Origin of the sequence: Shewanella sp. ANA-3 (genome assembly GCF_000203935.1) — a bacterium.
Taxonomy (GTDB): Bacteria; Pseudomonadota; Gammaproteobacteria; order Enterobacterales; family Shewanellaceae; genus Shewanella.
The window spans coordinates 1,962,908-1,976,094 of record NC_008577.1 but is presented as its reverse complement, the minus strand read 5'-3'; the positions used below and the strand labels follow the sequence as shown (position 1 = coordinate 1,976,094).

The following is a 13,187-nucleotide window of genomic DNA, read 5'->3' as shown; positions in this document are numbered from 1 at the left end:
TATCTCAACTTGGCCACTTTTATCACTTCTATTGAGCAGACCATCAGAATAATAAAGGGCCTTGCGGCCCTTTATTCGATGTTAACCTAACAAGATGATTATTGGATTTCTTGCTTGGCGAGTGCGCGGTCAAGTTTGGCGCGCTCAACCTCTGGCGAGGCTTTAATCGCTTGAATTAAACCGAGCAGATCTGTGCCCTCATCGGCAGCAAGCAACAATAAGTTATTGTTATTTTGCCAATCTACTTTTAGACCATGGGCCTTAGCAAAATCGGCAGCCGACACACCAGGTTTTAACTTAACCACTAATTTACCCGTCATTTCGGCAAAGGCCTTACCCGATTGGGTGACCACTTTTTGCCCTTTGACCAACTGCTTAGCCTGCTTAACCCCTGACTCAGTTTTTACAAAGTAAGGCGTATCCAAACCTAAAAACTCAGCACGACTAACCTGAACACCTTTAGACTCGGTTTGAGGTTCAGTAAATTCGACTTTGTCATGCGCCATCGCCTGCACCGACAGTGAAAGGGCCACAGCCACTAACGATAAATTTAACGCTTTCATTGATTACTCCTTAAGATGCAGACTTGGCAGCATGGCCATGGAAACGAATTGACCAACCTTTCAGCTTGCCATCGGCTTCGTTAGGGATAGAGATATAGCCTTGATCGTATTTAACAAATCGATAGCTACCGCTATTCACATCAATCAGCTTGATTGTCCATTCACCTTTTGATGATTCGCCATAGAAGGCATTCGATAACATAGGAGTTGCATCGTAGCCAGTGACCAGATCATCAGGGTCAGTTTTATCCATCACACCTTGGTAAACTAAACCGTTATAAGGTGTCATCAACACACTCTTAGTACCCGAAGGTGAAATCAGCTCGACCGCTAAATCCGGTAGACGTAGGTGGTCGGCAGTCAGCTCAATCTGTACGGCTTCAATCACTAAATCGTCTGCGACCACTTGGGTATCAGTCACACCATTGACGTCCGCATCGGGGATAGCCTTAGTGAGTTCAGGGCTTGCTTGCCACTCAGTGACCACATAGTCACCTAAATCTTCGGCATAGGATTTAGCCAGTTTAACGGCTTCGGTAAGATCCACACGACCAAAACCATAGAGGTTATGGAAAGAGAACCCAGCCGCGTTTTGCAACCAGCCAGGGATAGCCGTATACACTGGAGCGGCTTCACCCTCACCTATGGTCACCGTTTTAGGCGCAATATCCGCATCTACTTTGGTTGCTGTCTTGGCGAGGATATAGCGAACATCACGCCAAGAGAGATCTGGATTCGCACTCATGATCACCGCCACCGCGCCCGAGGTATTTGGCGCTGCAGACGAGGTGCCGTTCATGGTCGAAGTGTAGTCACAGTTAGGGTTTAATGGGTTCAACCCACCGTGGAATGGCGTGCTCGGTCTATCTTCAGCAATCGCGGAACCATTCTCACATCCCATACGGTCAGTAGTCACAATTGCTGGATCGTCATCACCATATTCACCACCCGGTGCAGTGACGAAAATGTTCGAACCCACAGATGAGTAGCTTGAGAGCTCGCCCTTAGCGTTAATGGCGCTGACCACTAAGTTATACACGTTAGCATTGTCAGAGGACATGTTGGAGTTATGGAAAGGTAAGCCATGGTTAGCAGGCTTTTCCGCCGTTGCAGTGAAGTAATCCCCAGGCAACCAGAAGGTGCGGTAACGGTAGTAGTTATAGCCGTTGCCTGCAGATTTAACGAAAATACTGCCTTTACCATCGAAACTTTGGGTTGCAATATCTTGATAAACTTCGGTTTCATCCTCATCAAAACCATGTGGGAATGGCACGCTGTAACCATAGCTTTGGTTAAAGACACGCGCGCTATCACTATAGGCACTAGCACCATGTGATTTAGCAAAGTTTTCAAATGTTTGAACGTTCTCGACTTTACCCGTTGGGTCTTGGTCTAAAAAGTTAAAGCCAATCAACTTAGCCTTAGGTGCAACACCACGACCGCCGATACCATTCCAGCCCTCGGCCGCAATAATTCCACCAACGGCGGTACCATGGCCCGATTCACCCGAGAAAGGCGTTGGGTCAACTGTGCCGGTAATCAAATTATAAGAACCGCCATTGACCGTGTTGTTCATCAAATCTGGGTGCGCAATCTCTAAACCATCATCTACCACAGCAACGGTAATACCTTGTCCCATGGCATTATCTGAAATCGCACCGCTCACATTCATATCTTCACCAGCCACACCGCGGTGAGCCGCAAAAGCATTCTGCCCGGTGTTTTTTAAATGCCATTGGTAGGTAAAGAGTGGATCGCCATGCTTAATATTGATTGTCAGATTGGCTTCAGCCTGTAATTGGCCGTCTGACACTTTGAACCGAACCACTTCAGTCCCTTCGCTGGCATCGGATGCATAGGTAAATTCGCCAGTGTTTTTATTCACTAGCGTAAAGGTGCCCAGTTTAAGATCGGCTGGGTCAACCAATGAATAGGTCAAACCACCTTCGGCATCGCTCGCTTCTAGTTTTCCAGTAAACAGCATCGACTGTGACACATCAACAGTCATATCCGCCGTGGTCGGGGCAGTATTCACTTTAGGCACAGGTGCCGGAGCCTTCTTATCATCGCTCCCACAGCCAGCCAATAAGGCCGCCGTGATGCTCAATGCAACAATGGACATACGCATAGTAGACATTCCTTCTTGTCATTACTTATTGCAACTTAATTTGGCGTGATAATTTTGATTAACCTTATTCCGCATTAAGTTCTGTTATTTTAGTTATTCCCTATGATTCCCGATAAAACACAAGCACCAAACAGGAAGCAAAGATTTAACACAAAAGAAATAATTGTGAAAACAAATATAAATAGAATGGTAGACCGATTAAATATTTGTGATTATTTTATCGACAACATTAAAAAGAAACCAAGATAAGCTAAAGCGAAGCATATTGAGTTAAAACTAAATTAAAACAATAAATTATATAAAATTAAATTGTTTTAAATTTACAGTATGACAAACAGTTAAACACACATACTTTTTTACATTTTTAAATATTCAAATCCTTTTATGATGTTACATTTATAAAAATAACCATACTATAGATACGGCAAATAATATAATTAAACACCTCTAAATCAACATTTAAATAACATTCAGTATTTATCAAAATAAAGCCAAGCAATAAAAAAGCCCCTATTTAGGGGCCTTTTTACAATTTATCTAGAGTTTAATTAATACCCTGTTTGGGGCACTCCAATCTAAATGATATTTCTCGCCAGCGGGCTTATCTAAGCGCTCAAAGGTATGGGCACCGAAAAAGTCCCTTTGACCTTGAAGCAAGTTTGCTGGCAGGGTCTCGCTGCGGTAACTGTCGTAATAGGCCAGTGCCGAACTAATACAAGGTACAGGGATCCCTTGCATCACAGCCGCTGCTACAGCACTGCGCCACTCGGTTTGTTTTTCCGACAAGGTAGTTGCAAAGATGTCTGCCATCAATAAACAGCTTAAGTCCGCATCCGCTTGATAAGCTTGAGTGATTGATTGCAAGAAGGTGGCACGAATAATACAACCCGCACGCCAAATCTTCGCGATTTCAGCAAAATCGAGCTGCCATTTTTGCTCCTGCGCCGTCATCGCCATCAGTTGGAAACCCTGGGCGTAGCAACACACTTTCGCGCAATAGAGCGCACTCTCTAAGGCATCGATTAAACTGGCTTTTTGAGCATCATCCATCGCCACGGAGGCAGGACCTGCGAGCTTTTTACTGAGCTCAACACGGAGGGATTTTTGGGTGCTCACCGCGCGCGCATAAACCGCTTCGGCAATAGTGGGAGCGGGACAACCAATTTGCAAACTGCTGACCGCAGTCCAAAGCCCGGTGCCCTTTTGCCCTGCTTTATCGAGGATCATCTCAACTAACGGCTGACCGGTTAGTGGATCCGCCTGTTTGAGTACTTCGGCGCTGATCCCCATCAGATAGCTATTTAAACTGCCCTTATTCCAGCGTTCAAACACCTCACCCACTTGTGCTGCACTCATGCCTAAACCATCGAGCATTAACTGATAGGCTTCGCAAATCAGTTGCATATCGGCGTATTCAATCCCGTTATGCACCATTTTCACATAATGCCCGGCGCCAGCTGGACCAATATAGGTCGTGCAAGGCTCACCGTCGGTCACGGGATTGCCCGGCTCAAAACGTTCAATCGGCAACCCTGTTTGAGGATCAACCTTAGCAGCAATGGCCTTCCAAATCGGCGCCACATTCTGCCAAGCCCCAAGATCGCCACTTGGCATTAATGAAGGGCCAAAACGGGCACCGACTTCCCCACCCGAAACCGCCGAGCTGAAGAAGATAAATTTCCCTTGGTAACGCTTTTCGCGCTCAACGGTGTCCGTCCAAAGACTGTTGCCCGTATCGATAACGATATCGTCCGCTTCGATACCGGCAGAAATCAGGGCATGACATACCCCATCCACAGGCGCACCCGCAGGGACTGACAGCACGAGAATACGGGGGTGAGCGAGGCTTGCTAACATTTCTGAAAGATTAGCACAGCCTGTAATACGCAGCTCCTGTCCTACACGTTCTTGTTTTTCTTGTTGTAAAACACCATTGACTTTAACAGGATCAAGGTCGAAGGCACTGACGCGATATTGATTGTCGGCAATGTTTAGCGCGAGGTTTTTTCCCATCACGCCAAGGCCAATAACGCCAATGTCATTAAGATTGCTGTGGTTTTGCATTATATAATTCCCACGGGTCACAGAGGTTAGAAATAACCAATTTGGAGGTGTAATTATATCGGGCTTTGTAACTTAATTACCAGAGACAATAGACGATACATACGATTGGCAATCTCGATTACAGCCTAAGATGTGTTGTTTTTTCAGGAGAATATTCCTAGATCTCATCAAACATCTTTACCAATCGTATACATCTGGGCAAGCTCTTCCCTAGGGAAGTAAATGGATTAATGAGCGAGTTTTAAGCCGAGCACGCCAAGTAAAATCAGGATTAAGCTGGCGATTTTCAGCAGGCTCACGCCCTCACCTAACAAAATAATGCCCGCAATTGCCGTGCCCATGGCACCGATGCCGACCCAAACACCATACGCCGTGCCTATCGGCAGCTGCTTAACCGCCAGCCCCAACAGCAGCACACTCACTGTCATGGAGAATACAGTAAACACACTCGGCCAGAGGCGGCTAAATCCGTCGGTGTACTTAAGCCCGATCGCCCAACCAATTTCAAATAGCCCAGCAAGAATTAATAGAAACCAGCTCATAGAGAACTCCCATACGGGGTCGTCCCCAAATTGATATCGGCGTATTTAGGGTCGTCCCTAAGCCGTTGTGAAATGTTTAATGTCGCTAACAATTTGAATCTAGATATAAAGTTTAGATCCAATGCCTTAATAGTGCTTCGTAAAGGCTTACTATTAAGCATGCGGGCTAGACTAGCAAATAGTGATGTATAAGAGCAAGCCTTGGGCTCCAGCCCTTTCCGCAAAATAAAAGCGATAATCAGATGGGACTGCTCTCATCGGACTATCGCTTTATCTTGGCTGTACGGCCCTTATTTTTGACCGCTCACTACTGCCTTGTCACTTAGCCCACAAGAGCATCGGCATAGCCCATGCGGGTTAAGGTCGTGCGGACTAAGTCGAGGGTTTGTGGATCTTCAATCGTCGCTGGCGCCGTATATTGCTGATTGTCGGCAATTTTACGCATAGTGCCGCGCAGGATTTTGCCCGAGCGGGTTTTCGGCAGCTTTTGAATCGCGCTCACCAACCTAAAGGACGCGACGGGACCAATTTCTTGGCGAACGAGGGCAATTAACTGCTTATGCAGTTCCTCGTCCGTAATGGTCACGCCCTTTTTCAGCACCACTAAGCCCAAGGGCACTTGGCCTTTGAGTTTATCATCGACGCCAATCACGGCCGCTTCGGCCACATCGGGATGCTGGCACAGGACCTCTTCAAACCGCCCGGTGGAGAGTCGATGGCCAGCAACGTTAATAATGTCATCGATACGGCTCATGATATACAGATAGCCATCTTCATCCATGTAACCCGCATCCCCCGTGAGGTAATAGCCTGGGTACATAGATAAGTAACTGTCTTGATAGCGTTTATTATTTTGCCAAAGCGTAGTGAGCGTACCCGGTGGCAGCGGTAATTTGATGACCACGTTGCCTGAGACATTCGCCGCCACTTTGGCGCCCAGTTCATCGACCACATCGACTTCATATCCTGGGACGGGTCGACCAGGCGATCCCGCTTTAACGGCTATCGGTGCCACCCCCATCAGGTTTGCCGCTACTGGCCAGCCCGTTTCTGTTTGCCACCAATGGTCGATAACTGGTTTATGCAGTTTGGCTTCAGCCCAATGTAAGGTATCAGGATCGCAGCGCTCCCCAGCTAAAAAGACATTCTTCAAGCAGCTTAAGTCGACACCTAGAATAAATTCGCCGTCGGGATCCTCGCGCTTAATGGCGCGGATCGCCGTGGGCGCCGTAAAAAAGCTTTTGACTCGATATTTAGCAATCGTGCGCCAAAAGGCGCCGGGATCCGGCGTGCCTACGGGTTTTCCTTCGTATAAAAGCGTCGTCGCCCCGACAAGCAGCGGGCCATAGACAATATAGGAGTGTCCCACAACCCAGCCCACATCCGATGCAGCCCAAAACACATCCCCTTGGGCAATATCGTAAATGTTGGCCATGGACCAAGCCAATGCCACCGCATGACCGCCATTGTCCCGCACCACCCCTTTAGGTTGACCCGTGGTCCCCGAGGTATAAAGCACATACAAAGGATCGGTGGCTTTCACCGTCACACAATCGGCACTGTCGCTAGTGCATAAAGCAGTTTGCCAATCCTTATCGCGCCCCGCTTGCATCTGCGCCTCATATTGGGGGCGATTTAAAATCAAGCAGTGCTCAACTTTATGCACGGCTTCATTTAATGCTTTGTCGAGTAAGGGTTTATAGGGCACCACGCCCGAAGGTTCAATCCCGCAGGAGGCGGACATCACCAACTTTGGCTTAGCATCATTGATACGGGTCGCCAGCTCATTAGCCGCAAAGCCGCCGAAGACCACCGAATGGATGGCGCCAATGCGCGCGCAGGCAAGCATGGCATAGGCAGTCTCGGGCACCATGGGCATGTAGATGACGACACGGTCTCCCTTAGCCACACCCACACTTTGTAAATAGCCCGCAAGCCTTGCCACTTGAGCCTGCAACTCACGATAAGTAATGCTGTATTCGGTTTCCGTCACAGGGCTCACGTAATGGATGGCAATTTGCTCACCACGCCCCGCCAACACGTGTCTGTCCACCGCGTTGTAGCAAGTGTTTAACTCGCCATCGCTAAACCAGTGATAAAACGGTGCCTCGCTTTCATCTAATATTTGTTTGCTCGGCGTAACCCAATCTAAGGCCTTGGCGGCTTGTTGCCAAAATGCCTGTTTATTCGCAATAGATGTCTGATGTAATTGTTGTCCAGCATCTGTCATAAGGCCTCCCATCATGACACTCACCCGTGTCACCACAGATGAAACTCTCCCCTTCCTTCCCAAATTGATTATGACCTGCCCCGCACTATTCCCCCATTAGACTAAGGGATATAGCCGCTAAAATTGTTAAACATGTTGGATAATTGTACAGCACACTTGCTGTGCGAAATGATTCAACATAGTCTTATGTCTTTAATGGATTTTTTCATGGAAAGAAATACTCATTATGATGCGCTTCAAACAATTCAAACCTACCTTACTCCTGCTCCTCAGTCTCGTTAGCGCGAGCGGCATTGCTTCAACCCAGCAGCTAGAAACTTTACTCGAACCCTTATCTATTGGTGAACGAGCCAAGGTCGACAATACTCAGGTCATTAGTGCCAAGTTGCTGTCGCGGGTCTACCAAGTGCGTCAATATCAGCCGCTCTGGCAAGACAGAGACTACGCGGGCACTATGCTAGATGTGATTAAAAGTGCCGATGATGAAGGGTTGTCGAAGGAAGATTATCACTACTCCAAGCTAGTCGAACTTTACCAACAGCTCAGTGCCTCGAATTGGCAGGATGAATACCGCAGCAGTGTATTTGAAGTGCTACTAAGCGATGGGATCATCACCTACGCCATTCACTTGCTAAACGGCAAAGTGAACCCCAGTATGCTCGGCAAAACTTGGAATTATGATGAAACCCATCTGGATTTCGATACCACGTTAAAGCAGCTCGAAGAACACATAAAAGCACACACTGTGGCTGATGCTATTGCAGGCTTAGCGCCTAAGATTGAGCCCTATCACCAGCTAAAACAGTATCTTGCCCAGTACAAAGACTTAGCGGCACGCTATCCCTTTAGCCCCATTCCCTATACGGAAGTCATCAAGCCCGGCAGCACTTCCCCTTCGGTACAAGGCATTGCTACACGGCTAACAGAGTTAGGTTACTTAGCGGCAAGCGCGCCAGCGGACAATAGCGCCGCCGTGAACCAGCCCTTAACGTACGACAGCACGCTTGAAGCTGCGGTGCGTCAATTCCAAACCGACCATAGTCTCAAAGCCGATGGCGTGATTGGTGCGGGCACTATGGCGGCGCTGAATGTGCCCTACTCGCAACTGGTCGATCAGATCCGTATTAACCTCGAGCGAGCGCGCTGGTTATCGGCAAACTTGCCCACCAATTATCTTATCGTCAACTTGGCAGGTTACGAGCTGTTACTCTTTAAAGACAACAGCTTAAGCTGGCGAACCGACATTATCATCGGCAAAATTAACGCTAAAACACCACTGTTTAAATCCAAGTTAAAATACGTGGTCGTTAACCCTACTTGGACTGTGCCCCGCAGCATCTCGACTGAAATCATCAATCACTTGCGTAAAGAGCCCGATTATTTACAGAAGAAACACTTTAAAGTGGTCGAAGGCTCGGGCACACCCGTGGATGCAAGCGGCATCGACTGGCATAGCATGACGCGCAAAAACTTCCCCTACTGGTTTGTGCAAGACCCGGGTGAAGATAACTCACTGGGATTAGTGAAGTTTATCTTCCCTAACCAATACTCGATTTATCTACATGATACGCCAGCAAAAAGTCTGTTTGAACAAACGGATAGAGCCTTCAGTCATGGCTGTATTCGAGTCAAAGATCCGCTCGTGCTGGCGGATAAATTGCTGAGTGCCAATGCCAATTGGTCAAGTAGCACGCTCAGTAGCAAATTAAGTGAGGGAAAAACGGAAAACCTGTTCTTAGATGAACCCTTAGACATTTTGATCATGTATTGGACCGTCACCTTAAAGGACGGGAAAATCAAGTTTTACAATGACGTATATAAACGCGATCCGGTCCTTATCGAGGCGTTAAACCGCCCAACCTATGAGGGTGTGTTAGCCGATGATGGCTTGCTCAACACCATGGAGTAAACGCCGATAATCGCGGCTTTTGATACAAGTTGCTTGCTCAATCCACTGCGCTGCGTTGCCCAATTTCAAGACGAGGGCAACGCGGCACTTCCCCGCATCAAAAGTGCCTTTCCTACTCAGTGTTTAGCTCATTAATATCAATAGGTTGATTTGAGGTCATTCGAGCGAGTGGCAACAAGAATTGACAAAAAATTCAGACTAACCACGAAGCAATCTTTACCTTTACGTAAACTTCATATATCTTGCTAAAAAATGATTAACTAAGGTGCCTGAATGAGCGCAACTAACACGCCACAAACGACTTATTCGATCAGTGATCTCTCTAAAGAGTTTGATATCACGACCCGAAGCATTCGTTTTTACGAAGACCAAGGCTTACTTAAGCCAAAACGTCGCGGTCAAACCCGTATTTACAGTCTCAAAGACAGGGTTCGACTCAAACTTATCCTGCGCGGCAAGCGCCTTGGGTTCTCTCTCGCGGAAACCCGTCGCCTGTTCGAACTTTACGATGCCGACAAGAGCAGCACCACCCAGCTCAATACCATGCTTGCCCTAGTGGAAGAGAAAAAATCCGCACTGCAGCAGCAAATGGATGACATTAAAGTGGTACTGATGGAGCTGAATTCGGCCGAGCAGCAATGCCGCCTCGCTTTAGAAGAAAGCAAGGCCAAGGCCTAATTCCTTCGAGGCTTGCGAGCATAGCATTAATCAACACCTCAGTTGGTACGACCGCGTGACAGGGATATATCACGCACTGTAAGACGGTTTTAAAGACTCAAGCACCTAATAATCATAAAAATATAAATTAGAACCTAAGATAGGACACAAGCAATGAACTCACTCTACACCAGTCTCAATTTTGGCCTAGGCGAAGAAGTCGATATGCTGCGCGATGCGGTGCAAGATTTCGCTAAACACGAAATCGCCCCTATTGCCGCTAAAGTCGACCACGACAACGCCTTTCCTAACGAAATTTGGCCCGTACTCGGTGGAATGGGACTCTTAGGTGTTACTGTGCCTGAGGAATACGGCGGTGCAAATATGGGCTATCTTGCCCACGTGGTCGCCATGGAAGAGATCTCCCGCGCCTCGGCCTCAATCGGATTAAGTTACGGCGCCCACTCTAACCTGTGCGTAAACCAAATTAACCGCAACGGTAATGCAGAGCAAAAAGCCAAGTATTTACCAAAGCTGGTCAGCGGTGAACATATCGGCGCACTGGCGATGAGTGAGCCCAATGCAGGCTCAGATGTGGTTTCGATGAAGCTGCATGCCCGTAAAGAAGGCGACCGTTACATCCTTAATGGCAACAAGATGTGGATCACCAACGGTCCCGATGCCAATACCTATGTGATTTATGCCAAAACCGACTTAACCAAAGGCGCACACGGTATCACCGCCTTTATCGTTGAGCGTGGTTTTAAAGGTTTCAGCCAAGCGCAAAAACTCGACAAACTGGGGATGCGCGGTTCAAACACCTGTGAACTGGTGTTTGAAGATGTCGAAGTACCAGAGGAAAACATTCTCGGCGGCCTCAACAATGGCGTTAAAGTGCTGATGAGTGGCTTAGATTACGAGCGCGTCGTGCTCTCAGGCGGCCCGCTTGGGATCATGAACGCCTGTATGGACATCGTCGTGCCTTATATCCACGAGCGTGAGCAATTTGGTAAATCCATCGGTGAATTCCAATTAGTCCAAGGCAAATTAGCCGATATGTACACAGGTATGAACGCCGCTAAAGCCTATGTGTATAGCGTAGCGAAATCCTGCGATCGCGGTGAAACCACCCGTAAAGACGCCGCAGGCGCCATCCTTTACAGCGCGGAGCTGGCGACCAAAATGGCTCTGGATGCCATTCAATTACTCGGCGGTAACGGTTACGTCAATGAGTATGCGACTGGCCGCTTACTGCGCGATGCCAAACTCTATGAGATTGGCGCTGGCACCTCAGAAATTCGCCGTATGCTGATTGGCCGCGAGCTCTTTAACGAATCGAAATAAGCAGCCTAGGGCGAACGGCGCATGACGAGCTTTAGCCTTTCATGCTCCTCGCCCACCGAGCCAACTGATACTGAGTTACCGCTTTATAAGGACAATCAAAGTGACGCAATTAAGCAGTCGTATCAACGCCCGTAGCGATGAATTTAAAGCCAAATCCGATGATATGGCCGCCCTAGTGGCCGATCTTAAAACCAAACTCGCCAAAATTGAACTTGGCGGCGGCCCCGTTGCCCTAGAGCGCCATTTGGCCCGCGGCAAACTCCTTCCCCGTCAACGGGTTGAGAAACTCCTCGACGCTGGTTCGCCCTTTTTAGAACTGTCCCAGTTCGCCGCCTTCGACGTTTACGATGAAGAAGTACCCGCCGCAGGAATTATCGCCGGTATCGGCCGAGTGAGCGGCGTAGAGTGCATGATTATCGCCAACGATGCCACGGTCAAAGGCGGCACTTACTACCCTATCACGGTCAAAAAACACTTAAGGGCACAAGAGATTGCCAGCCGCTGTCATCTGCCCTGCATCTATTTAGTCGACTCTGGCGGCGCTAACTTGCCCCGTCAGGATGAAGTCTTCCCGGATCGCGACCATTTCGGCCGGATTTTCTACAACCAAGCACAAATGTCCGCCAAGGGCATTCCGCAAATTGCGGTGGTGATGGGTCTGTGTACCGCGGGCGGCGCCTATGTGCCTGCCATGGCCGATGAATCTATTATAGTTAAAGAACAAGGCACTATCTTTTTAGCTGGGCCGCCGTTAGTTAAAGCCGCGACCGGTGAGGAAGTCAGCGCCGAAGAACTCGGCGGCGCCGACGTACACACTAAAATTTCGGGTGTAGCGGACCACTTAGCCCAAAACGATGAGCATGCCTTAGAGCTTGCCCGCCGCGCTGTGCTGCGTCTGAATCATCAAAAACAAATCAATAGTCTGCTGAGCCCAGTTAAGCCACCTAAGTTTGATATCAGCGAACTCTATGGCATTGTCGGCACCGACTTGAAAAAGCCCTTCGATGTGAAAGAAGTGATCGCCCGCATCGTCGACGACTCCGATTTCGATGAGTTTAAGGCCAACTATGGCGCTACTTTAGTCTGTGGTTTTGCCCGTATTCACGGTTATCCCGTAGGGATTGTGGCCAACAATGGCATTTTATTCTCCGAATCAGCGCAAAAAGGCGCGCACTTTATCGAACTGTGCTGCCAGCGCAAGATACCGCTGCTGTTCCTGCAAAACATCACCGGCTTTATGGTGGGTAAAAAGTACGAACACGAAGGTATCGCTAAGCACGGCGCCAAGATGGTGACCGCAGTCTCCTGCGCCAATGTGCCTAAATTCACTGTGATTATCGGTGGCAGCTACGGCGCGGGTAACTACGGTATGTGTGGCCGCGCCTTCGAACCAACCATGATGTGGATGTGGCCCAATGCGCGCATCTCTGTGATGGGTGGCGAGCAAGCCGCAGGCGTATTAGCCACAGTGCGCCGCGACGGCTTAGCCCGTAAAGGCGAAGAATGGTCTGCTGAGGATGAAAAGGCCTTCAAGGCGCCGATTATTGCCCAGTACGATAAAGAGGGTCATCCCTACCATGCCAGCGCCCGCCTGTGGGATGACGGCATTATCGACCCGGCGCAAACCCGTGATGTGGTGGGCCTTGCCCTGTCAGCCGCATTAAATGCCCCTATCGAAGACACCCGCTTCGGCGTCTTCCGTATGTAACGCATCTTGCGATGCCTTACGTATCACTCATAGAGGGAATCA

The 13,187-nt window shown here is 48.7% G+C and carries 9 protein-coding genes; 4 read left to right on the top strand and 5 right to left on the bottom strand.

The features are described from left to right. Nucleotides 1-98 precede the first annotated feature (98 nt). The 5 genes from SHEWANA3_RS08880 to SHEWANA3_RS08860 form a co-directional block, all read right to left on the bottom strand. Nucleotides 99-563, bottom strand: a complete 465-nt coding sequence (locus SHEWANA3_RS08880) for a hypothetical protein (RefSeq protein WP_011716708.1) — start codon at nt 561-563, stop codon at nt 99-101. Between the two features lie 10 nt (nt 564-573). Further along, entirely contained in the window at nt 574-2,691 is a 2,118-nt protein-coding gene (locus SHEWANA3_RS08875) for a S8 family serine peptidase (RefSeq protein ID WP_011716707.1), read from the bottom strand. 537 nt (nt 2,692-3,228) lie between these two features. Further along, nucleotides 3,229-4,755: an NADP-dependent phosphogluconate dehydrogenase gene (gene gndA, locus SHEWANA3_RS08870; RefSeq protein WP_011716706.1), complete on the bottom strand. Its 1,527-nt coding sequence runs from the start codon at nt 4,753-4,755 to the stop codon at nt 3,229-3,231. A gap of 227 nt (nt 4,756-4,982) precedes the next feature. Continuing rightward, nucleotides 4,983-5,297: a quaternary ammonium compound efflux SMR transporter SugE gene (sugE, locus tag SHEWANA3_RS08865; protein WP_011716705.1), complete on the bottom strand. Its 315-nt coding sequence runs from the start codon at nt 5,295-5,297 to the stop codon at nt 4,983-4,985. Nucleotides 5,298-5,619: 322 nt separating this feature from the next. Further along, nucleotides 5,620-7,527, bottom strand: coding sequence for a propionyl-CoA synthetase (locus tag SHEWANA3_RS08860; RefSeq protein ID WP_086017250.1), 1,908 nt, complete (start codon nt 7,525-7,527; stop codon nt 5,620-5,622). 226 nt (nt 7,528-7,753) lie between these two features. Between SHEWANA3_RS08860 and SHEWANA3_RS08855 the strand changes: the two genes are divergently transcribed. The 4 genes from SHEWANA3_RS08855 to SHEWANA3_RS08840 all read left to right on the top strand — a co-directional run bounded on the left by SHEWANA3_RS08855 (nt 7,754) and on the right by SHEWANA3_RS08840 (nt 13,145). Further along, complete coding sequence (locus tag SHEWANA3_RS08855) at nt 7,754-9,436, top strand: L,D-transpeptidase family protein (protein WP_011716703.1); 1,683 nt, start codon at nt 7,754-7,756, stop codon at nt 9,434-9,436. Nucleotides 9,437-9,709: 273 nt separating this feature from the next. Continuing rightward, complete coding sequence (locus SHEWANA3_RS08850; protein ID WP_011623082.1) at nt 9,710-10,114, top strand: MerR family DNA-binding transcriptional regulator; 405 nt, start codon at nt 9,710-9,712, stop codon at nt 10,112-10,114. 153 nt (nt 10,115-10,267) lie between these two features. Then, nucleotides 10,268-11,437, top strand: coding sequence for an isovaleryl-CoA dehydrogenase (locus SHEWANA3_RS08845; RefSeq protein ID WP_011716702.1), 1,170 nt, complete (start codon nt 10,268-10,270; stop codon nt 11,435-11,437). A gap of 100 nt (nt 11,438-11,537) precedes the next feature. Next, nucleotides 11,538-13,145, top strand: a complete 1,608-nt coding sequence (locus SHEWANA3_RS08840) for a carboxyl transferase domain-containing protein (protein ID WP_011716701.1) — start codon at nt 11,538-11,540, stop codon at nt 13,143-13,145. The last annotated feature ends 42 nt before the right edge of the window (nt 13,146-13,187 follow it).